This is a genomic window from Bacillus cereus group sp. N12 (genome assembly GCF_016483575.1).
Lineage (GTDB): Bacteria > Bacillota > Bacilli > Bacillales > Bacillaceae_G > Bacillus_A > Bacillus_A toyonensis.
In genome coordinates this window covers 11973-36592 of sequence record NZ_JAEHBO010000014.1, presented here as the reverse complement: position 1 = coordinate 36592, position 24620 = coordinate 11973, and the positions used below count along the sequence as shown (strand labels likewise).

Genomic DNA, 24620 nt, shown 5'->3' with positions numbered 1-24620 from the left:
GAGATTTTATTCGATTCGAACTGCATTCATACAAAGCTTCATTCAATTTTTCTCCTCTAAGAACCAACTTCCATTTGTGACCCTAGTAAATTTCGAAATACACCTTTTCTTTCTTTAGCTAGTTGATTAAATTCACCTTTTTGAACAATTTCACCTTTTCCTAAAACAATAACTTGATCTGCGTTGCGTATAGTAGATAAGCGATGTGCAATAACAACAATAGTCATTGTTCCTTTCAATCTTTCTATTGCTGATTGGATTTTTACTTCATTTTCAGTATCTAACGCACTCGTAGCCTCATCTAATACTAAAATCGACGGTTTTCTTAAAATAGCTCGAGCCAATACAAGTCGCTGACGTTCACCACCTGAAAGCCTCACCCCACGATCTCCAATCAGTGTATCAAGTCCATTTGGAAGCATTCGTACAAATTCAGTTGCTGCCGCAAATTCTAATGCAGCCCAAATTTGTTCTTCATTTACATTCGAGTCAATCATCATTAAATTCTCTCTTATACTAGCATTAAATAAAAACGGATCTTGTGGTACATAGCTAATAGCCCGTCTTAATGATAATAAATTATCAGTTGTAAGAGGGATACCATCTATTAACACTTGACCTTTTTCTGGTTGGATTAACCCCATTAACACATCAATTAATGTACTTTTCCCAGCACCAGAATGTCCTACAATTGCCGTCATACTATTTATTGGAATTTGTACATTAATGTTTTGAAGTGCATATAAAGCTTCTTGCTTATTATAACGAAAAGAAACATCCTTACACTCAATACCTTGTTTTATGCAAATCGGCTTTATATGTTTTTGCATGTATATATCCTGCATTTCAACCGCTTCATTACACTCCTGTTGCAATTCCCATAATGACTTAAAGGCAGGAATGCTTGCAGCCAGTTGTTCTAAATTTGACTGAATCGTCATGAACCTTGGCCATAATCTTGAAAAAATGAGAATGATTAATAGTAACTGGGCCGTTTGCGCTTGAAACATATTTACTGACAAAAATATAAAAAATGCAATTAATATAGCCATTGAAATTTTATAAAACAATTGAGAGTTTGACCTTATTCTCATATACTCCATTTGTTCGCTACTCATCTTTTTTGTTATAGATTGAAACCAATCCAAACGTGATCCTTCCAAAGTATTGCTCTTTATATCTTTAATTCCATTGAAATGATCTGTTATACCAGAAAGATAGTCTTTTGCCAATTCTGAGGTCTTACCGCCTAGTATCCGTGCTTTTTTTATAAAAACACGAGAAGCTACCAAGAACAATAAGCCAAAGCCCAAAACAAATACAGTGACTTGGGGAGATAATAAAAACGCAAGCCCTACCTGTATGAATGTAAATAGAATAGTAGCTAGCAATTGTAAAATTAAATTAATCCCATAACTAACACGAGCTAATTCTGTAGTTAATATATTAATTAGATTTGTTTTCCTTTTTTCTAAAAAAAATCTCCACTTTGCTTTTAAAATCATACTATATGTTTCTACTCTTAACTTTCGTACAAAAACTTGTTGCGTTCTCGCATCTCTTAACGTTATATTTCTTTGCAGTATATTTTGACTTAACACTATTAATACATATATACCTAAAATAGAAATTAAACTTGTTGTTTTAGGGAAATTCTGCAAAATTCTATATACAGGTGCAATAAAAGAAGTCTCCTCACCTGTATTAATTATTCCAGTCATACTTATCATAGGAAGTAATAAAATAATACCTATCCCTTCAAGTAAACTTATTAACACCATACCAAATAAATTCACATACAGTATTTTTCCTGCTGAAGAATATAATTTCTTCATAAAATATATAATATAATTCATCGATGTTCCCCCAATAACAAAGCAAACTTCTTCGTTTTTCTCCAAATACATAGAAACGGACGTAAAGGAAAATATAAAAAATGAAGAAATTTAGGTAACGGCAATGTTTTCGCATCAATTGGATAAGGATATAGTTGGCTCATAATAAATAAAGTTTTTTGCTGATTAGACATTAACGAAAATAAATGTCGACTATGATAAGCAAGTACTTCTTCAGGAACCGGATCGGTATGCAAGTTTATCATTTGCTTGAAATAAAACAAGGCTTCTTGCGCTAACTGTTTTGAATGTTTTTTAGCTACTAATTCCATCATTCTTTCATCCATCCGTACACCTAGCAATTGAGATGACAAAATTAATGCTTGTCCTCCTAAATGTAGCATTTGATATGTTTTCATTAGTTTATGAATCTCACTCCAATTAAGATCTTGATTGACAATTTTTTTTATATCTACTAACCAGCGTAATCTGGACCAACCATGTCTAGCACCATGAGATACAAGAAATAAAAATAAATCTTCCTTCCCTAGCATATATACGGAATTACTCGTAAGGGTGCTTTTTCTCTTTCGCTTCCAAAGCTCTTCAAACCCAGGTTCCTTACTAGGTCCGGGATTTAACCGCCAATGAATCTCAAGCTTAATCTGTTTTGTCGGATGAAAAAATGTTATATGATGATGCCTCCATTTCCAATCATTTAATATCGTTTGAATATAATCGTCTTTTACATATCCCTGCTCTAAAAGTAGCATTTCTACTTTTTCTAAATTTTGAATTGGAATAAGAACGTCCAAATCACAGGATGTTCGTAAAGAAATATCTCCATATAAATCCTGAGATAGTACAGGCCCTTTTAGAAAAATCATACGAATCTCATTTTCATTACATATTTTATTTATTCGTTCCATTTCAGCACTTAAATAAAGCATTTGAAATGTATTTTTTTTATATTTTCTATTCAAGGATTGTACAATATGTGAAGGAATTATTTCCTCATCTACCTGTTTAAGTTTTTGATATATCACCGGATAAACGCGATGATGCACAACCTGTTCAAGAAATAATTCCCAATCAATATCCGAAAACCATTCATTGCTGTAAGTTTGCATTGTTTCATCATCTTTTAACTTCAAAATTGCAAAAAGAAGTTTCAATTCCTTAGACATGAACTCTACATTAAGACCAAAATCTTTCTCCATTTTACTCTCCTTTAATAGTGTTCTCACTTAGCCTCTTTGCAAATGATCCAACGACAGTGAATTTCTCCATTCCTTCCGATCCAGTAACATAAAAAGAACCGCTACGTAACCATGCATGTGCAATTAGTGCCCCACTATTATCCTTAGCAGTTCCTAAATAAAGAGTACTCTCAATGTCACGTTTTTCAAGCATTTTCATCCCAGCTATCGCTTTAACGAGACATTGACTTTCCCAAAAAGTATAACGACTCATAATAGAAATTGCTTCGGACACCTCCTTTAGTGTATCCTCGTGTTGCTGAATTTGAGCAACTGATGTTTCGTTCATGTAATCCCCTAAAGAAGGTGCAACTTTGGAAAAGGTAATACTTTTTAGTACACGCGCCCATCCTAAAAAAATAAAAGTCTCTAAAAATAAAAGCTTTGTTTCCATGTTCAGCAATAAAAATACCCTTAACCTTTTCACAATATTCATTAATCCCTTCCTAACAGTTCTATTGAAATTATAAATCTATCTATTAGGCTGATCTTTTATTTGAATTAACCCTTCTTGAAATAAACACTCTAAAAAGGTAAGAACTTGCTCTTCACAATCTTTTCGTTCAATATCATAGTTGGATACTAGCATAGTAACAAGCTGATTAATTATTATTGGCTTTTCAATAAGCTCCCATATTTCTCCGCCTATTTCACCTAAGTTATAGTAATTTCCTTTCTGGACATTTAACATAACTTTTTCCCCATCCATATCGCTTACTATATTACCTTTACTTTGGACAACGTTATGTTTTAATGATATTTTTCTCGAGTGGACAACCATCAACCATACTCCCTTTCTGTATAGTATTTAAAATAACTTCCACAAGCTCATGAGCTGTAAATCTTGAAGTCGGGCGACTTACTTGAAACATTTCCATTCCACTTGCAATATGAGTTGAAGTTTCAAAATGCCATTCCATCAATCCTAATTTAGAAATCAAAGAACTCCTAAAAGTATGACGGTATAATTTATACAAGCGTGCGAGCCCTTCTATACGGGTCATCTCAATATCTTCTCCCTGTGTTTTTACTAATTCAATAACACCAGCAAGAGGTAATGGTTCTGGAAAAAATTGAGAATTAACAGGAACAGCATACTTCGTTTCTCTTTCAAATAAAGCGCTAAATTGCGCTACTTCCATTCCTAACTCATTTATGCTCTCTTGCCATAATTTTTGTTGTGCGTAAGAAGGATGAACTATTGCAGTATTTTTATTCAAAAGAGACACGGCAACTACATCATCACTTAAAAGCTGATATCCTTTATTCAAAAAAGCCGAGGCTAACGTTGATTTTCCAGCCCCTGAATCACCAATTAATGCATACGCTTTTCCATCTATGGCAATTACACTCCCATGCAATGGGAGTGTTTTACGTTGCATTAAAAGCGCCCCCATACAAGTGCCCAGAATATATAGGCGAATTTTATCTTCTTCTGCGTCTGCCATAGGTGAAAAGGTGATTTTCTCGCCGGCTTGTACAGAAAATATTGCAGTTTGAGGAACATGAAACATAACTACATCATCCTCCACTACAATTGTTTTTTGCTTTTCTACGCTATATTTACTCCACTGTTCTGACAAATCCGTTATTTCAACTTGAACATCTGCCATCTCTTTTTTTTCATTCAGCTGAGACAATTCGGGTAATGGAATTTCACTTACTATTTTTAACCCGAAGGCTTGATATAACACATTCCCCACAGAATCAAACATCCTATCCCCCACATTGTCAATTTTTTGAAAGCTCTTATATAATAAAGCTATATAAGAGCTTTATTTTTCCAGTGACTTAACTGTACTTCACTGGGTCATCTGGGTCAGGTTGAACAGCATCTGGATATTTATGCCCAGGCCCAGCCATAGTCATATTAATATTAAGTACTTCTAATACAGGTTGTTTCCATTCCTTTTTCATACGTATCACCTCCTTTCATATTGCTTTTTTTATAAATCGATAAAAGATTAAGCTGCGCATTAAAACTCTAAAATCTAAATCAAATGCATATTCTGGTCGAGGTTCTTTACAAATTTTTGAGATAGCTTTCTTAATTACCTCTACATTTAGAAATTCAGAGATAACTGGATCTACACTAAGTTCTTCAACTTCCTCAATAAATTCATTCCAAAAAGGAGCCATACGGTAAACACCATCTGCACCTTGAATACCGCGAACCCGTTGATTCAATCGTACTTTATCAGGAAGGAAGCTCTTTGTGGCTCTCCGGATCAGGGCTCTATCTAAACCATTTTGAACATACTGTTCTTCTGGGACTGATAAACAAAATTGAATCAATCGTAAGTCATTTGTGGGATCACGATCCCATAAGGCATAACGTAATGATAATTTCGTTTCATACGTGCCATTTATGCTCCAATAATATGGTTTTTCAAACTGTTCTCTTTTCATGTCATATGCATTAGAAATAGAGGTGCCTGTTATATCGATTTCTTGTTCTCTAAGTCTGTCAAAAACATTCATTTCCCTTGCAAATTCCGGATTAATTATTACGGAATTTGCATCTTGTTTTCCTGAAAAAAGTAACTGATGCAAAAATGGAAATGCCTTTCGTCTTACCACTTCAAAAACACGTGATTTTTTTACTCCTATATTTCTACTATATAAATATAGTTCACGATAAAAACGAATCCAATGTAGCTTTTTCAATAACATTGCCTGGTAATCTAAAATAGGTCCCCATGATACTGTCCAATTACCTCTTTGACCACTAAGAAGTACTCCTATTCCCTGCTGAGCTGCTTTTTCATAAACTCCACTCAACCAAAAAGTATTCTCAAAAAATTTATATGGCATCTCCATTGTTTCCAGCCAATCATCAATTTCCGATAGTGGGCTTCTCTCTGGCAATTCTAAATAATAATCCTGTATATTCCCTACATGCTCTACAGTCGATTGAATAAATGGTCTTTCGTCAGCTATCCTACCTCTGTGTGTCCAATCTTCAAATCCTTCTACTGGAACATAACTATACGTATGTAATTTTTTATTTTCAGTCCGTAAATCCCTTGCAGCAAAACTAACGACAGAACCTGAGTCTAACCCTCCACTCAAATGGGCTCCGACTTGGTGGTGTGTTCGCAAACGTGCCTTCACTGCACTTTTATACACCTCTCGAAACGCCTCTTCATACTCTTCATTTGATTTTAAATTAAGCATTTTCCCAACAGTTGGTGTATAGTATCGTGAAAACTTCACTTCGCCTTCCTTTACCAAAATAGTGTGTGATGGAGGCACTTGTTCTATATATTTGTAAACTGTTAACTGTGGATCTACCGATTCGAAATTTACAGGTATAGCTAAAAATTCAGCAAGCCACTGCTCATTCAATTTTTTCTCAATATACGGTAGAGTAAATAACGGATTTATAATGGTACAAAAAGCAAATTTTTCCTCACCACGATAAAAATAAAGAGTCCGACTTCCTGAAAAATCTCTGGCACCAAAAAGAATTTGTTTTTTCTCATCCCAAATCATAAAAGCAAAATCGCCTACCAAATATTTCGGAGCCGATTCCCCCCATTTCTGATAAGAGAGTAAAATCAACTCACTATCTGTCATGTTTTTTCTATCCGAATAATCCACTTGTAATTTTTCAAATAACTCATCACGATTATCAATAATAGCATCTGCTGTAATTGCCAATTGCTTTTCATAATTATAAAAGGGTAATTGTTCACCAACTGACTCTGGTGTAATCCATTGTGCATGACATCCTAGAAAAGCATTTTCTTTGTGCCATATTTGAATATCGTCAGCAGGGTACTTTTGTAATTCACTCATTAATCGTGTGCCATGTTCAATTGATATAGGTTCATTATTAAAGTGAATAATGCCAGTTATAGCGCTCATTTCTTCCTCCTAATATATGAAAAGTTACTACAATTACTATTTACATATTAAATTCGTTAAACATACCCCTTTATCATTCTTTTTAAAGAACGAAATTATTTATTTTTATTACTTTCTCAATTACATGCTTTAATTTACTTTCAGACTTATATATTATAGACATTTCCAAATCTATACTCCTCCCTTTTTTTATGTAAATTGAAACTGAACACTAGAAAGGATTCATTATAAAGAACAATTAGTGGTACGTATACAAATCTAATTCAAATTCCATTTTCACTTACTTTTCTTTTAATTCTTCCATTCTACAACTTTTAAAATGCTTTGAATTACCCTTTGTTGATCTTCTGCTAACATATTAGATCCTGAAGGCAAACAAATTCCACTTTGAAATAGGTACTGCGACACATCTTCATTTTTGCTATGCGGATAATACTTCTTCTCTTTAAAGAGCGACTGCATATGAAGTGGCTTCCACATAGGACGCGCTTCAATGTTCTCTTCTGCTAAAATTCTCAACAATTTCCCAATAGAAATCCCAGATTCCTTTTCATCAATTGTCAATGTAGTAAGCCAACGATTTGGGCGAGTATGTTCTAATTCAGGCATAAAATAAAACCCTGGCATGTGAGATAGCGCTTCGTAATACCGTTTATATACAAATCTTCTAGCTCTCACCCTATCTTCTAACACTTCTAATTGTCCTCTACCAATACCAGCTAAAATATTACTTAGTCGATAATTATACCCTATCTCACTATGCTCATAATGTGGAGCTGGATCCTTTGCTTGTGTCGCTAAAAATCTCGCTCTTTCCAATGCTTCTACATCATTAGAAACTAGCATTCCACCACCTGAAGTTGTAATAATTTTATTTCCATTAAATGAATAAACACCAAATTTTCCGAATGTACCGCTTGCTTTTCCTTTATATGTAGATCCAAGAGATTCTGCTGCATCCTCAACTATAGGAACATTATATTGATGACAAAGTGAGAGAATTTCATCTAGTTTAGCACTCTGACCATATAAATGAACAAGAATGATAGCCTTAGGCAAATTCCCCATTTTATTAGCTTCATATAATGCATGTGCCAATGCACTCGGTGACATATTCCAGGTTTCCGGTTCTGAGTCAATAAATACCGGTTCCGCTCCCAAATAAACAATCGGATTTGCACTCGCTACAAAAGTAAAACTGGAACAAAATACTGTATCTCCCTTTTGAATACCTAATAACTGCAAAGCTAAATGAATAGCAGCAGTACCTGAACTAACTGCAGTACCTCCCCTAACTCCTACAAAAGATGCAAGTTCTCGTTCAAACCCATCGACATTTGGCCCAAGAGGAGCAACCCAGTTTGTATCAAATGCATTTTGGATATATTTTTGTTCATTCCCACTCATGTGCGGAGAGGAAAGGTAAATTCGCTTTTTATGCTGAACTGTGTGCATGTAAACACATCCTTTATACATATTTAAATACTATGTATCTAAAAACATATGCTTTAATACAGATATATCAGATAATCTCCTTAAATTATCAATTGTATAATGTGCTTTATAAGCTTGCTCAACTATAAGATTATGGTAAATTCCATCTTCTCTACTAATATGGATCGTTAACCATTTCAATTTCTTGGCCGTTATAAAATCCTTACTTAAATTATCTCCTATATAGACACATTGCTCATGAGGCACCTGTAATTCCTTACTTATTTTTTCATAAGGAATTTTGCTTGGTTTCCAACATTCTTTTCCTAGCTTATCAGTGAGAATTATTGAATGAACCCTCTCTTTTAACTTTAATGCATTTATTTTTCTTTCTTGAGCAACTAAATATCCATCTGAAATAAGTCCTATTTTAACGGTATTAACCAAATTATTTAGTACCCAATCCGCTTCATCCAACAATTGGATATCTGGTTTATGGAACCTATACTGTTCTATCAAATTACTAATCAATTTTTCATCATAATCAATGTCTAACTTTTTAAGTGTTTTATTAAACACAAACTTTCTTTCACCTGAATTGAATAATCGAATTGCGATATTATAAAAACCAATTTTTCCATAGTTATCTTTAATCCAATCATCCACTGCTTTAAAGCCACTTACGACATAATCTTTCTCTTTATATAAAGTATCATCCATATCAAAAACAATTGCTTGAATCACCATATTAAATACTCTCCATAAAAACCGCTTCATCATATCTAAGCATTGTTAAATTTTCTCTCCAATTAAAGTCTCTATCTGTAAAAACATCTCCCTGACACATTTTAATTGTCCAAAGTGGAAAATTCGCTCCAGCTTCTATGGATAATGGAATTCCTCCACCAAAACGAGGATTTATTTCAATAAATGTAATTTGTCCATCCTTCTTTTTAAAACATTGTAAAGTAATACATCCAATAGGATTAGGAAGAGCTTTTATTACAGTTTCTGCTGCTTGGATAATGTCAAAATCTTTCTTGGTTATACCTTTACTTACCTCACCTGCTCGTGTCTCTATACGCAATCTAGGAACGATCGTTTTTATATTCCCATAGAAATCTACCATGACATCTATAGTGTATTCCTCTCCTGAAACGTACTCTTGTATCATAGCGTTAGGTATATACTCCTTAAAAAATTCCAATTCCTTTTCATTCATTATTTTTGTTACACCTTTACTAGAACTGCCATCATAAGGTTTAATCAATAGTGGAAATTGATATTCCTTTCTTCCAATCTCTTCATCACTATACACTCTAGGCGTTGGTATATTATTAGATACAAAAAAGTTATATGTGTATTTTTTGTTATTAGCAATTTTATTTAATTCCATACTAGAAACTAGTACTTTTACACCAATACCTTCAAAAACCTCCGAATTATTAGCCATAAGGATTAATTCTGTATCAATTAACGGAATTATTAGATTTATCATTTCAGATCTACATATTTTTAACAATTCATTTATATACCCTTCTTCATTTACACGCGGAACAATAAAATGCTTATCGCTAAAGTAAATGGTAGGAGCAGTTTCTTTTAAGTCTGCAGTAAAGATTTTCCCTTTGATTCCTACTTGTTCAAATACCTCCTTAAATTTTTTAATTAAAGTGACCCTCCTACCAGAGCTAGTAAACAAAATATTCATTTTATTCCCCCCCATGCTCGATTCCCCCCTTAAAAACTGGCATAGTCACATGCTTATTATTTGTTATCCCTTCCGATTTTAAAACCTTACTAAAAGTTAGATATAAAATTTTCAAATCTAAAAGAAAACTTTGATTCTCAACATACCATACATCTAATTTAAATTTCTCATCCCATGAGATACTATTTCTTCCATTAATTTGAGCCCATCCAGTGATTCCGGGTTTAACATTATGCCTTTTAGCTTGCTCTTGCGAATATAAAGGCATATATTCCATTAATAATGGTCGAGGGCCCACCAAACTTAATTGACCTTTTAGCACATTTATTAATTGTGGTAATTCGTCCAAACTATATTTCCTCAGGAATTTTCCAACTTTAGTTAATCTAGCGTAATCTGGTAAGAGCTCCCCGCTATTATCTCGCTCATTGGTCATCGTACGAAATTTATAAAGATAAAAGGGTTTTCCATGTAACCCTGGACGTTGTTGTCTAAATAAAATAGGTGATCCTATCTGGGTTTTAACTATAATTGCTACTAAAAGAATAATGAAAAAAAAGCAAATTAATAATAATAAAGAAATAAAGATATCCAACAGTCTCTTCATTACCAATCATTCCCCCATCTTAAATTATTACAAATGCTTTTCCAAAGTGAAATAATATATAAAGTATTCATTACGGGTTGAAATCAAGTATTTTCAAGTTGTAAGTAAAGAATTGTATTCAATTTTTCTTTACTTATCACCTGCAAACATTTTCTTTAGTACACAACTTTAAAACTTAATAAGTAGAAGAAAGCAATACACATAGGTGCAAAATATATTTTCCAAATGCTTATCCAAGAGACTATTACACACTGTAAAAATCTCAAAAAATATATTCACAAAAACAATTTTATAAACAACGCTTAATAGTATAAAAAAACATTTATTATTAAAACATTCTCCTACTCACTATTTTTTAGTATGCAGTTAACGTAATAACAAAAAGCTATTATGTTTATAAAAAACATAATAGCTTTTCTCTTTTCTATAGTAGTAACTAAAAGTCAATAAGCATATTATCTATTAGGAATTAGACTATTTCGAATGATTACATTGGACAAAACCCTTCCATGTACCATTATATAATACTTTATAGACATATTTATTAAGAGCCACTCTACTTCATTTCTCATAATTTTTTGAAACTATTCAAATTTAATTATCACCATGCATTAATTTGAATCGATTACACCATTAACAATATTTCCTTGTAAAAATTCCCTCCCCGTAATTGTAATTTTCGCATTATTTAACACGTTATTTTGAATTACTACTTGAGGTGTACTACTCGTTGTTCTATTATCTATCCCAACTTGCATCGAATTTGTAGAATTTATAATATTATTTTGAATTATCACTTGCTTACCAGTAAACGCTGCATCCAAAACAATAATAGCTCTCTGAAGAGTATCATTTGTAATTTTTATAGTATTTCCCCTTAACACTATTTCATCAGATACATTTTGAATATTCAAGACCGTACCATTTGGTTTTTCTATATGACAATCCATCATCTTGAATGCTTTGAGGTTATTCACTGTAAATAACGTGTTATTTCTATCTATACTAAAGAACTTGCAACCTTTTAATTCTAAAGTACTTCCTGTACTTGCTATCCCCAAAAAGGTTACATCCTTAAAAAAGCAATTTGTATACGTCCCTGCAACTAGGGTTGGGGGTTTAACATTATTAAATATAATATTTTCAAATATCCATCCTGATTTAACTGTTCCTACTGGTACATAATTTAAATACAAAACGTCTTGTCCTTCAAATATACAATTTGAGATAGTTTGCGGTTCATTTTTCAGCTCTAATGTCCACTGATACAATGATGACAAGGAATTAAGTTTATCTGTATCGTTTATAAAACGACAGGAATCAACTTTAACCGCATATGGAAAGGGAGTATCAATAATCATTTTACTATTAGAAAAAACATTATCCGATATATTAATAGATCGATTTACATATACACCTTGAACATTTACTTGCGCTCCGTATACATAATTATTGGAAAAAATAACATCTCCTAACAAAGAGACCTTGGTTAATCGGATATTATTCCCTGTTACGATTACCCTATCTGCACCACCATTAATAGACAACCCAACATAAGCATTTGTAATGGTATTCATAATAGAATTATTCGATATATAGATAAATTTCCCATTTACAACAATAATATTATAATTTTTATTATCATGAAAATTATTTCTTTCAATATATATATATTGATTTAAATCATATCCATCTTCAATATCTAGTCCACTTTGTGGATTGGTACCTGCGATGTGATGAATATCATTATCTCGAATATATACATTCTTTGCCCCACATACACTAATCCCTTGTCTACGGCAATCATGTAAATTACATTTTTCTATATAAGTATATTGCGAAAAAGAAGGTACCCGAACATTTATTAAACAATTTGCAGGAGCAGGAACATTCCCTTGATGCAAAACAAATTTAGCATAACTTGCTCCATTAGGGACTTCTACTTCATCAAAGAATTGTACATTGGTTTTTGAAGATAAAAATATATTGTTTGAAGTGTAAAAAATGACATCATAATAATCGCATTTTATTTCAGAACCCAATGCTCCAAATCCATTTCCATATAATCCAAAGTAACCATACTTTACAATAGCCACTTGGGTCATATCAATTTGCAAATTGGAACGTATCTTTGTTGTACTACTTACCAATGAACCATCTGTTGTATTAATTGCTCCCTGTTCAAATGAACTTGCTAATGCTGTAGGAAAAGGTGAAATCTGCCCAAAAGTACTGTTCAGTGTAATGGCATCTCCTGTACAATCTAAAATATCTAGATTATCTAAAGATACAAACCGTGTATTGTTCCCCCCATCAGCAGGCGGAGTAAAACTCCCCAATTCAATGCCGTACCCTGCCTCATGTGTTCCCCCACTAGAGTAATCATGTGTATATCTATCTCCTTGGATAATACCATTTGTTATCCTAGAATATACTTGATTTCTACGAAAACTTATAATTGCATATCCAGTCAAATTATTTGTTTCCATTTTTAATGTCGAACCGTTTAGATTCAAAGTTAAATGACTTGGTGGTTCGATGGGTGTTTGTTTATCAATCAAATATATTCCTCTAGGTAACACAACTTCCGTATAACCTTGTTGAGCCGCCCATACTAGAGCATTATTAATACCTTGGGAAGTATTGATAGCATCAGTCCCATCATTCTTAACATCCCATCTATCTAATTCTAATACATATATACTTGTAGGATTTGTAGCTTCAAATGATTTTGGAATCCATTTTAATTGCGTACTATCATAAGTTAAAATGTCATTATGAAAAGGAGGCTTGGACACCAAATCTAAATCATTCAAATTCCCAAGATTATCCCTTCTTCTCCACATCAATTCACACCTCTTTTTTGCTTTTCTACATCTTATGTTTCATAAGGTAAATTGATTGGATATAAGAGAAGTAATATCACTTTTTATTGTTTTTAGAGATCCATTATTTAGAAAGCCTTTCTCCTTCCTAAAAAGGTCTATTCTTACTAGCTGTTTTTATTTCAATACTCTTTTATTTATACTATTTAAACTTACAATATTATTAAAAAGACACTATACTCTTTATATATCCCCCCCTATTATTACCTACTATTATTTTCAGAACAACCTAAAATCTCTTCCGTAAATAAAGCATTTTTTACTGTGATATGGAAAAAATAAAAATGCTGATTTATGGATAATTATTATTCGAAAATTTCCGAGTTAATATTTTCGACTTTATTTTTTTTATTAATATCCGGGTTAAATTAAGGAAATATCGATACTCTTCCACCTCTTTAAATACCATCCAAAAGATCAGATTTGGAATAATCAGGCACAAAACACTACGTATTGCCATGTCCATAAATATATTTATGTGAAAAATATAACCAATAAAATCCGTTGCTATAATAGAAAATAATACAAGCACTACAAACAAAATATATCTAATAAAATATACTTTTACAGATTTTTTGAAAATCATTTTAAATATAATATAAGGGTCATACCAAAAGTAAGTACATAATCTACTAATAACAGTCCCTAAAAGCACTCCTGCTATTCCTATTTGTTTCGCAAGAATTATAGAAACTACAATATTTATAATTGCCGCTATAATAGGTCTGTACTTCCCTTTTTTAAATAAACCTGTGGTTTCTCTAAACATTGTAGTTGTATTTTGCATTCCTGAAGTGAAAAAATTAAGTAATATGAAAAATAATACATACTTATTAAACACATATTCCTCACCTAACCAGATTGTTATAAAAGGATTTATCAAATTCCAAAGGCAAACTGTACAAAATCCATATATCCAAAAATTAAAAAAGTTAATTACACGAAAAATAAAATATTTTTTTTCTGCATTTTCTTTCACATTCAAATTTCCAACACTAGCAGTGATAGAATAAAACAAATATCCTAATAAGGTATTTAATGTATTTAAGATCAACAAATAATTTGAATAAACCCCAACCCAAATAACCCCAATAAATTTCGATATAACTATATTATCTGTTGCATTAATTACTACACCACTAATTTTATATAGCAACAAGGAATACAAATTCTCAAAAAACTCACGTCTGTCTGTCTTAGATAATTTCGCATTATTTTTTTCTTTTAAAAATGGATATAATTTATTTGCCTTATTTGCAATATATACATTCTCAATTACTTTTAATGTTAATTGAGCTACCAGTACTACAATGTAATCACTAATAATTATTAATAAAACAATTTGTAATGCATTAGATATAATCATGAACAAAGTGTGTATTTTAGAAATAATATAGTTACTTTGATCAGCAATAATAATAGATTGCTTATATACAAAATAATATGATGACACTGAACTTATTAAAAATAAAAGATAGATAATGTTAATGTCTTTAATCGTAGTATCTGCATTCACTAAATGATCAAGAAATGGCAATAGAGATAACCCTATTAATAAAACTACTACTCCTATTAATCTGTATGCTTTTTGATATAAATTCATTAATGCCTGTATTTTATAAATATCCTTCTCAGCTAATGGCCTATATAAACTATATATTATAGCTGTATCAAATCCTAAATTAGCTAGGGAAAACATCAATAGTATACTTGTAAAAAGCCCATCCACACCTAAATATTCTATACCGAGTGTAAAAATAAAAACAGTTCGAACAACAAATCCCATACCAATACTAATTATTTGTCCAGACAAACCGAATAAAATATTTTTTAAGGAGTTTTGTATTCTCATCGTAATACCTTCTATATTTTAATTGTTTTGCGTACCCACTCTACTAAATTTGGCACTAATCTTCCTCTTTAAAATCGGGAAAAACTTTGTTATCCTGTATTTTAATAACGCTTTTCTTCGTTGCGCCTTGAAATCATAATCTAGAAACCAATTTAGTAAATTTTTATCTGTAATACAATCACAATTTTGTTTCATTCGCACTTGGATTAAATTCCAATACATTTCAATGAATGTATTAGTAAAAAACTTCACCTCATTATTTAAAGAAGTTTTAACGTACTGATAAAGATTACTTGGAATATTAAAACCATATTCACGAGGGTCTCTCCCTTCAGCAATAATTCCCATAATTGTTCTTAAACATTTTTCACATTTACAACAATTTTCTTCATTTTTAAAACATACCCTGATATTAACAGGTTCTTTACTAGCTGAATAATGGTCCACAACAACTTTAATCTTTTCTTGCCTAGTAAGTTCGTATCCATCATGAAAGACTGTTCCAGATGCAAATTTTATTTCATTATCCACAGTTGGATCAGATGCACAAGTAACTTGATATAATGGGGAATTAGAACTTGCAATATATATACATTTTATCTTAAGTTTAAAAGCTATTGGAATAGCTGCAGATATTATTGCTAGACCATGATGCAATCCATGCCACCATGTATCGTTTAACTTTTCTCTAAAATCATGGTCAATGTTCCCTGCAATTATAAATGTCCCATAGTTAGATTGTATAAAAATATTTTCTAGTCCATTATCCTTTACAAAATTTACGGCATTTTCTTTATCTGCCTCCCATACTTTACTACCCTCTATTTCATTTTCATGCCATCCATATTCAGTAACTAGCAAGGGGTGTTTATCTTTTATTCTTATAAATGTAGTAAGTGCATCCAATCCACCACTAAATAAAGATGCCGCTTCAAGTTCCGGAATATAAACATTATCAATAATTTCTCCTACAACCATGGATCCTTTAAATTTCACACCAGGAAACATGTTTTGATATGCATTTTTTATATTATTTAAACAAATATAAAAAGATTTATCTAATTCATTTATTACTATTGTTGAATTAGTAATCCATACAAGAGGAACTACATTCGCAACAAACGGAATAGCCAAAATACTTAAAGGGGTATCAGATACATCATAGTTATATTCAAGAAACATATGATTACTTGTCTTAAAATACTTTTGTAAATCCCCCTTAATACTAAAATAATAATCCACTCTATTATTTCTTACGACAATTTTATCGAGAATTATACTATTCATTTGAGCCTCCTAATAAATCGCCATTTTTATCACAATACATTTGTTAATTAGAGAACTGTTTTAACCATTGATTTACTACATCAAAATTCACTTGAACATCCGTGATAAACTCTGCATTTATCATTTTTTCGAGATTATTTAAATCTTCTCTATCAATCAGATTTAAATTATACGTTTCCCCCATCCCCTTAGCTCTTTCATCTATAGAGATAATTATTGCACGTTTTTTATGACGCATAGCAAATATACCGCCATGTAAACGCGTTCCAATATAATCAACGGCTGTATTTAGGATTTTTTCATATGCCTCTATAGTAGGAGATATAATTTTTATACCTTGTATACCCTCTAAAGATTTTAAATATTCAAAATCATCAGCATCTTGTATCCAAAAGTAGACATTTTCATAACTTTTGTTAAGTATATCTATCAGTAATTGATCTTTTTCACGATCTTTAGAATGATGAGTTAATGTAAAAACAACCGATTCCGATTTTCCACTCGGAATTCCCCTACAAAAATCAGGCGTAAAAGACCACAAAGTTGCACAACCAGTATTTAGAGCTTTAAACCCCATTTCTTCTAAAAATTTTTTTGTTCTTTCATCTCTAACGCTATGTATATATTCATGTGATAAAACTTTTCTATATAACATTTTTGTATAGGGATTTATTTTATTCCCTTTGCCTGCACCCACTCCAACCAGAATACTCCCCTTTAAAGGACCATAATTAAATATATTTATATTCCACTGCGGAAAATGAGTAAACATATCCATCGCTAGCAAATTCGAACCACCTACAAACTTATATTTCGCATCACTATAAATCTTTACCCTATTTGATTTTCTCGCTACTTGGTACCAATGAAAAGGTGAAACATGAGTAGGTAATGTTAAAACATATGCATTTTTAGTTATATCAGAAAGATGATGCTTTACACACTTCATTATTATATCGTCACCCTTGTTAAGAGAACCTACTGATGTATCTAATACTAAAACATTATCCATAAAAATAATTCCCCCAAGTATCTTTTATAAATAGTAAAAGATTTTTTAGTTTTATAGCTTAATCTATTCTAATTCAATTAACCTATATATCTTTTCCACTTCTATTTCATTACCATATTTTTTTTGGCTTACATTATTAACAATTTCATTTCTGAATTCAACATCATCAATCATTTTTTTTATTCCTTCGACAATTCCCTTTATACCCATTGGACAAATATATCCATCTACTCCGTTCTCCAACTGACTTTTGGCAGTTGAAAAATTAGTTATTAATACTGGTTTCTTAAGAATTTGCGCTTCCCGAACTGTTACTGCCTTCCCTTCGTACCTAGAAGGTTGTACATAAATATCACATGCTTTTATGTACGGGTACGGATTAATCTTCTTACCTAGTAAAACAAATTTATCTTGAAGTCCTAGCTTATCTATCAACAATTTAAGTTCCGCTTCTTGCGGCCCATATCCAACTATGTACCACTCGATATCATACCCTTGATCTAATAACTGTCTAAGCGCATATATAGCGTCATCAATTCCTTTAGCATGCGAAAGTCTAGCAACAGTAATTAACTTGATTCGCTTGCTATTTATTGATATTTCCTGAGTAATATCTCCTTCATTGGATTGTTCACAAACAAATTCAGAATCTATTATGTTTTCTATCACTTGTACCTCTTTATTAATATAAGGTAGACTATTCAGGAATGTCTCTCTACAACTTTCAGAAACCGCCACGATATCATCTATTTCCCCCCACATTTTACATTCCATTTCTTTGTTAAGTTGTATGTTCGAATAATCAGTATGAATCCACCCAATTTTTCTTTTCGCTCGAACTTTATCTCCTATAAAATAATGCGGCCATAAAAAACTTATCGCAACATCGTACTCTTCTCTCAATTTTGGAAGAAATGGAAGAGATATTCTCCATCCATATTGAATGACAAAGTATCCAGGTTCTTTACTATTTACAAACCTTCCATGCATAACACCCATGACTTTTCCTATCACCCTAGTAATTCCAATTGAGAAATGCCCTTCTTGTAATATCTGTTTAATTGATTTTCTAAAAGTAGTATATTGTTGCAATTCTTCTAATAAATTCGGCTCTTTGGGTAGTAAAGAGAAAAATCCTCCTTCATGTTTAAATAACATTAAATCTATATCATACTTACTGTAATCAATTGTATTTAATAAACCAATCAAACTTCTTTCTACTCCACCAATTTCCATATCAAAAGATGTAATTAATATTCTTTTCTTTTTCATAATAGGATACCTCACAAAATCTATTATTGATTTCTCTTCTTCATTTTATATTAGTATTTTGCTGTTACGCTTACCAATTTTCCTTATACATCAGACATATAAAATGAAAACAAATTAGATTACCCTACTTCTTCCTTGCACACAATTCCATATAACGATAGCCACTCGTAAATGTTATCGTTAATATCAAAGCCTAATTTCGATATATTGTTAATTATGAATTCCCTGTCTGGTCTTTCTTTTAACAAGGCTTTATAAATTTCTTTACACCATATTTCAATTTCTTCATCTAAGTCAACAAATGACATTATCCCTAACCCCATATCAGTATTATTAGGTAGTGTATCTGCTACAACACATGGTACACCTGCAGATTGCGCTTCTAAAGTTACAATACCAAACCCCTCAAACAAAGAAGGAAAAATAAAAACATCAAAGCTCTTCATGAGTCGTGGAATATCCTTCCTAACGCCCAAAAATCTAATGTTTTCAAAAATCCCTAATTGCTTTGCTTTTAATTCAATAGAAATCCTTAATGGACCATCTCCTACTAGAATAGCAACAAAATTTGAATCTCTTTTTAAAATTTGCTTTAAAACTTTTAGGATAAAAACATGATTCTTTGACTCCGAAAAACTTCCTATATGTCCTATTAATTTTGCTGTATTCGGTATATTAAGTTCCCTTCTTACGCTGACACTACTTTCAGCATCTATATCAGTAAATTGATTAATATCTATACCGTTTTTAATCAGTTCTATCCTCTGACTTTGAAGCATCCTTTCACCAAATAAAAAACGTGCTGCTTCAACGCTACACGCACAATAATTAGTTCCAGCATATTTAATAATAGATTGCAAAACCTTTAGGATAACTCTTGCTTTTATTCCAGAGTCTTGTGGCCAATTATTACTATGGGAATGACAAATCCTCTTTTTTACACCAGCTATTTTTGCCGCTACAGCAACGAAACCACCTTGATAATCCGTATGTGCATGTACAACTTCATATTGATTATCCGACATAATTTTCACAAGTTCTTTAACATAGGCAAAAGGTCCTATTTGTCCTAAACTAGGTACCTTATATATTCTCCCACCTAAGGCCATTATTTCATCTTCGTAATCATTTTTCTCATTTCGATGGGATACAAAATCAAACTGAAGCTGCTTTCTATCTATTTTCCTATATATATTCATTAATAATGTTTCAGCTCCCCCACGATTCAGAGCGCTGACAATGTGTAAAACCTTCTTTTTATTTATAGGTTCAGGCTTAGAATCTATCCCCATTCAACAATCCTCTCCTAGCATTTTGCACTTTATTATCAAAGTAAATTACTCTTATAAATAATTCCCAAAGTAATTACATGTTCATATACAAAATAAATAAAATAGCACACTAGAACTGCATAATAAATCAACTTTTGATCTTTATCTGTAAATGACTTCACAACCCAAGAAATTAATATTAACTGATACAATCCAAAATATATGGAGAATCTAGCAAATATCCAATTCTGTGTTGAAATAATCATAAAAACAAGACCTAATATAGACATATTTACAATATAATCACTTTCAGGGAATAACGCCCTCATTTTATCTTTCCCAAGGTAAGCCAGTATAATTGGCACTATATTCACAGCAACCCTAAGTATATTGGCACCACCTTCATGAAATTCCTTATATTGACCATATTGAGTATTTCCAATAGCCGAAAATAAAATTTCCGAAAACTGATTAAAACCTATTACTACACATACCGCTAAAAAAAGGAGCAAATATGTCGTTCCTGACCAGGCTTTTTTTCTTACAAAAAAGTATATTGGCATTAAAACTAATGCACTTGCATGAAATGTTGATGCACATAATACAATAACTGTATATTTTTTCCATTTTCCTTCAGAAATATATTTTGTAGCAGCAAAAATAATTGCAGCGGCTAAATATTGCCTAATCCCATTCATTGATGTTAAATACATACCCGACGTAATATAAACATATAAACTCAATTCAATTAGTCTTGAATATTTATATAGTGTTGCTACAATGAGTACATTTGTTATCAATGCTGTAGTAAAAACCATTACTTGAGGATTATCCGTATATTTTTTCAAAACCATTTGAAAAATATTAAAGCCCATGTCTTTATTAGTTTGAACATATTCCCAATTAAACTCCGTTATTTTATATGCATGCATATAAAAATAAGTATCCCCAATATTATTTCGAAGCCCTGCCACCAACACAAGAGATAAAGCCGCCATTATAATCAACAGCCTATTGGGCTTTATCAATGTAAGACTATTAGTCACTGGTATAGCAAAATACCTTGCAAAAAATGCGAGCATGAATACTATAGCAAGATTCATCCAAAGTATGGTCATTATTCTGTCCTCTCATTTAATTACTACATAAGTCTCTACATGTTTACTTTCATTTTTGTTTTCATTGTAATGTAACTATAAAGGATAGCCCCAAATGGTAGTGCGCAAAGTGTCAGTCCTTTACATGGCGATTCTTGTATAAACCTTCTATTTCTCGATATGAAACTACTAGATACATAATGTATAGCTTGCCTATACTTAAATAGTCGATTAGTAAATGGTAATTTCATAAGTTCCTTGCGATAAAAAGCAAAACCTTTTGGGTTTCTACGATATTGGTTTAGCATATTCATTGATGATCCATCAGCCATGTATTCCACATAACAAAGTGCTTCGTTCATTAGTAACATCTCATACTGTTGATCTAACATGTAATATTTGTATGATAACCCTACATATTTTTCATTTTTAAAAATTGGGTATGGATATTTCTTAGTCAATTCTGTGCGATAGACCAATTTTTTATCACCTGTGACACCATGTTTGTTGTAAAGATCAAAAAGCGTGGAGTGTTTAAGGTTCTCTGGTAACTTTGAACCAATTATTTGTCCATTTGTATACAAATCCAATCCAATTATCCCGCTAACTTCTTCATTTCCATAGCTACTCCAAAAAGAAAGGATTTTTTCTACCGCTTCATCGGGCATATAATCATCAGAATCAATACAAACATTTAACTCCGTATCAATCATTTCATATGCTGTATTATGAGCACCATGCATCCCTTGATTTTGTTGCCAATGATACTTAATTTTGATATATTTTTCAGCAATCCAGCTATCGACCAATTCTTTTGTGTTATCACTAGATCCATCATCTATTATTAACCATACAAAATCCTTACATGTTTGACGTTTTAAACTCTCATAACAACTTGCAAGACAATACGCTCTATTATAAGTAGGGGTGAAAATCGTTAAATTCTTCAAATTACTCACCTCGAAAGTACAGAATAATAATCTTGAGTCAATTTAGCCGTATGTTTTATATCATATCCTTTTGCGAATACTACTTGAGCTAGTGTTTTCCTCGAAAAATTACTAGTTTCTATATTTTTCATTTTTTCTATCCAAGCAAATTTATCTGTTAGAGGAACATGTTCAACTAAATTCATTCCCAAGTCCACTTCTTTCGTAATAGCATCCGATATAATACAAGGCAAACCAACTCCTTGCGCCTCTATGAGAGTGAGTGGCAATCCCTCATGTATGGATGGAAAAACAAATACATCAAATGCTTGAAGTATCCTTTCTATATCGTCTCGTATCCCAAGAAACCGTATATGCTTCTCCATATTCAATTCCCTTACTTTATTTTCAATTCCCACTCGAAGCGGCCCTTCGCCAGCTAATAAAAGAATTGAATCCGGCTTAAACCGAGTTAACTGCGTGAATAATTCTATAAGATAAGCATGATTTTTTTGATGAGCAAATCTTCCAACATGACCTATAACAAGAGCGTCTTTCTCAATTTGTAATTCTTCTCTTACTTGTTTTCGCATGTCTGGACAGAACAAAAATTTATCACAATCAATTCCATTTTTTAAAATTCTTGCTACATCGGCTTTATCTGTAAATAGCCATCTGGCAGCAGCATTTGAACATGCTAACAAATGTGTTGCACACATGGCTATTGATTTTCCCGCATACCATTTATAGATTTTTGCAGCAGTACTACCCTCACTACTAGTATTATGACTGTGCGCAATCCTAACTGGCACCCTTGCTTTTTTAGCTGAACGAAGTACAAATCCACTCATTTTATCCATATGTGAATGAACGATTTTATATTGCGTATGGGTACTAAAGAAGTTATCTAGCGTCTTTATATAGCCCCTATGACCAACATCTGTAACATATGGAATTCTATGAATTTTCCCGCCTAACCTTACTATTTCTTCATCAAACACTCCTTCCTTACAAGTTAAAAAATCAAATTGTACTTTTGAGCGGTCTATATTACGATACAAATTCATAATTAAAGTTTCGGCTCCGCCTCTATTCATATTTACGACTACATGTAGTACTCTCAATGGAGTGCCCAATTTAAATCCTCCATTTCATCCATATACGTTGTATAAATTTCTTTTTTCTCTTTTAATACTTCATTAACTGAATATTTACTTGTAATAATAGTACGCCCACACCGTCCAAACTGAGCTTGTAATTTAATACTTTTAGAAATAGAATTTATTCTTTCAGACATCGTCTTTATATCATCACGATCTATAATCCAACCATTTTTATTATGAATAATTAACTCCCTATGTCCCCGATTGTCCGTGGCGATAACTGGAAGTCCACAAGCCATAGCTTCCATAACATTAACTGGTAAACCTTCCCGGTAACTCGATGCAACAGCTAGGTCACACATCTGCAGCAAAGGAGCTATATCATTTCTATAACCAAGAAAATGCACCATACTACTCACGCCTAGTTGAGCCGCTATATTTTTGCATTCCTTCATTAACGGCCCTTCACCAGCAAGTAGTAGCTTCGCATGCGGAATTTCATTTTTCAACTGTGCCAATGATTGAATTAAGAAGCTTTGGTTTTTGTTCTTATTAAATTCAGCTGCATAAAACATTAAAAAATCTTCAGAATTGTAACCATTTTTATGTCTTAATTGCTCCTTTTCACTTTCATTAACAGGAATATATCGTTCTATATCTACTCCTACACCATGAACGAGTTTAATACTTCCCGCCTGAAATCGATGCTTTACTGCTAAACTGTAATCTTCTTGATTAATTGTGATAAGACAATCCGTAGTAGTAGCTAAAATTCTTTCGGTTGGATAGTATAAAAGCCAATTTATGAATGATGATCCTTTACAAAAATGAAATCCATGCGCTGTATATATAACCTTTGTGCCTTCTCTCCGCACTTTTCTAGCAGCTAGACGAGCAATTGCTCCTCCCATAGGCGTATGACAATGAATGATATTATATTTATTTTGATGAATAATTGATGTAAGTTTTTTATATGCATGAAAGTTTTGTACGCTAATCGGTGATCTTTGAAGAGGAATATTATATTTTTGAGTTACGTACGGAAGATGTATATTCCCATTCGCTGCAACATGCACTTCCCATCCTTGGTCTGCAAACCATTTCAAATACGGTAAATGAAAAGCTTTAAAATGATAATCCACAGTTGCACAAAACAGAACTTTTTTAGACACCATCCCACGCACCCGTCTTATAAG

The 24620-nt window shown here is 32.1% G+C and carries 21 protein-coding genes; all 21 read right to left on the bottom strand.

Features of this window, described 5'->3' with window-relative positions:
* Positions 1 to 56 precede the first annotated feature (56 nt).
* Positions 57 to 1856 (bottom strand): ABC transporter ATP-binding protein, encoded by a 1800-nt coding sequence (locus JDS92_RS10040; protein ID WP_199631894.1) that lies wholly within the window; start codon positions 1854 to 1856, stop codon positions 57 to 59.
* A complete protein-coding gene (locus JDS92_RS10035) occupies positions 1853 to 3055 on the bottom strand; it encodes a nucleotidyltransferase domain-containing protein (protein WP_000409751.1) in 1203 nt (400 codons plus the stop codon). Before JDS92_RS10035 ends, JDS92_RS10040 begins: the two co-directional genes overlap by 4 nt.
* Position 3056: 1 nt before the next feature.
* Complete coding sequence (locus JDS92_RS10030) at positions 3057 to 3530, bottom strand: lasso peptide biosynthesis B2 protein (RefSeq protein WP_097958470.1); 474 nt, start codon at positions 3528 to 3530, stop codon at positions 3057 to 3059.
* Positions 3531 to 3566: 36 nt separating this feature from the next.
* Positions 3567 to 3875: a lasso peptide biosynthesis PqqD family chaperone gene (locus JDS92_RS10025; RefSeq protein ID WP_097958472.1), complete on the bottom strand. Its 309-nt coding sequence runs from the start codon at positions 3873 to 3875 to the stop codon at positions 3567 to 3569.
* Complete coding sequence (locus JDS92_RS10020; protein WP_097958473.1) at positions 3838 to 4809, bottom strand: aldolase; 972 nt, start codon at positions 4807 to 4809, stop codon at positions 3838 to 3840. The genes JDS92_RS10025 and JDS92_RS10020 overlap by 38 nt, the downstream gene beginning before the upstream one ends.
* A 76-nt stretch (positions 4810 to 4885) precedes the next feature.
* Positions 4886 to 5011 (bottom strand): paeninodin family lasso peptide, encoded by a 126-nt coding sequence (locus JDS92_RS10015; RefSeq protein WP_000712621.1) that lies wholly within the window; start codon positions 5009 to 5011, stop codon positions 4886 to 4888.
* Positions 5012 to 5026: 15 nt separating this feature from the next.
* On the bottom strand, positions 5027 to 6964 hold the full coding sequence (locus tag JDS92_RS10010; RefSeq protein WP_199631893.1) for a lasso peptide isopeptide bond-forming cyclase: 1938 nt from the start codon (positions 6962 to 6964) through the stop codon (positions 5027 to 5029).
* A gap of 291 nt (positions 6965 to 7255) precedes the next feature.
* The gene (locus JDS92_RS10005) at positions 7256 to 8419 is read right to left on the bottom strand and encodes an aminotransferase class I/II-fold pyridoxal phosphate-dependent enzyme (RefSeq protein WP_097958477.1); all 1164 of its coding nucleotides are present in this window, start codon (positions 8417 to 8419) and stop codon (positions 7256 to 7258) included.
* Positions 8420 to 8449: 30 nt separating this feature from the next.
* Positions 8450 to 9145 (bottom strand): HAD family hydrolase, encoded by a 696-nt coding sequence (locus tag JDS92_RS10000; protein ID WP_016108923.1) that lies wholly within the window; start codon positions 9143 to 9145, stop codon positions 8450 to 8452.
* Position 9146: 1 nt separating this feature from the next.
* Positions 9147 to 10124, bottom strand: coding sequence for an ATP-grasp domain-containing protein (locus JDS92_RS09995; protein ID WP_000509382.1), 978 nt, complete (start codon positions 10122 to 10124; stop codon positions 9147 to 9149).
* Positions 10111 to 10716, bottom strand: a complete 606-nt coding sequence (locus tag JDS92_RS09990; protein ID WP_000825901.1) for a sugar transferase — start codon at positions 10714 to 10716, stop codon at positions 10111 to 10113. Before JDS92_RS09990 ends, JDS92_RS09995 begins: the two co-directional genes overlap by 14 nt.
* Positions 10717 to 11327: 611 nt before the next feature.
* Positions 11328 to 13562, bottom strand: coding sequence for a right-handed parallel beta-helix repeat-containing protein (locus JDS92_RS09985; protein WP_199631907.1), 2235 nt, complete (start codon positions 13560 to 13562; stop codon positions 11328 to 11330).
* 331 nt (positions 13563 to 13893) lie between these two features.
* Positions 13894 to 15453, bottom strand: a complete 1560-nt coding sequence (locus JDS92_RS09980; protein ID WP_097953732.1) for a lipopolysaccharide biosynthesis protein — start codon at positions 15451 to 15453, stop codon at positions 13894 to 13896.
* A gap of 18 nt (positions 15454 to 15471) precedes the next feature.
* On the bottom strand, positions 15472 to 16740 hold the full coding sequence (locus tag JDS92_RS09975; RefSeq protein WP_098821728.1) for a peptidase: 1269 nt from the start codon (positions 16738 to 16740) through the stop codon (positions 15472 to 15474).
* A gap of 43 nt (positions 16741 to 16783) precedes the next feature.
* The gene (locus JDS92_RS09970; RefSeq protein ID WP_000370972.1) at positions 16784 to 17752 is read right to left on the bottom strand and encodes a polysaccharide pyruvyl transferase family protein; all 969 of its coding nucleotides are present in this window, start codon (positions 17750 to 17752) and stop codon (positions 16784 to 16786) included.
* Between the two features lie 63 nt (positions 17753 to 17815).
* Complete coding sequence (locus tag JDS92_RS09965; RefSeq protein WP_097958479.1) at positions 17816 to 19024, bottom strand: glycosyltransferase; 1209 nt, start codon at positions 19022 to 19024, stop codon at positions 17816 to 17818.
* A gap of 119 nt (positions 19025 to 19143) precedes the next feature.
* Positions 19144 to 20316, bottom strand: coding sequence for a glycosyltransferase family 1 protein (locus JDS92_RS09960; protein WP_199631892.1), 1173 nt, complete (start codon positions 20314 to 20316; stop codon positions 19144 to 19146).
* Positions 20317 to 20351: 35 nt separating this feature from the next.
* Positions 20352 to 21413 (bottom strand): EpsG family protein, encoded by a 1062-nt coding sequence (locus tag JDS92_RS09955; RefSeq protein WP_000154275.1) that lies wholly within the window; start codon positions 21411 to 21413, stop codon positions 20352 to 20354.
* Positions 21414 to 21448: 35 nt separating this feature from the next.
* Positions 21449 to 22342 carry a glycosyltransferase family 2 protein gene (locus JDS92_RS09950; RefSeq protein ID WP_098821729.1) on the bottom strand — a complete coding sequence of 298 codons (894 nt, stop codon included), beginning with the start codon at positions 22340 to 22342 and terminating at the stop codon, positions 21449 to 21451.
* Positions 22343 to 22347: 5 nt separating this feature from the next.
* Positions 22348 to 23457, bottom strand: coding sequence for a glycosyltransferase family 1 protein (locus JDS92_RS09945; protein ID WP_199631891.1), 1110 nt, complete (start codon positions 23455 to 23457; stop codon positions 22348 to 22350).
* Entirely contained in the window at positions 23442 to 24599 is a 1158-nt protein-coding gene (locus JDS92_RS09940; protein WP_098821731.1) for a glycosyltransferase family 4 protein, read from the bottom strand. Before JDS92_RS09940 ends, JDS92_RS09945 begins: the two co-directional genes overlap by 16 nt.
* Between the last annotated feature and the right edge of the window lie 21 nt (positions 24600 to 24620).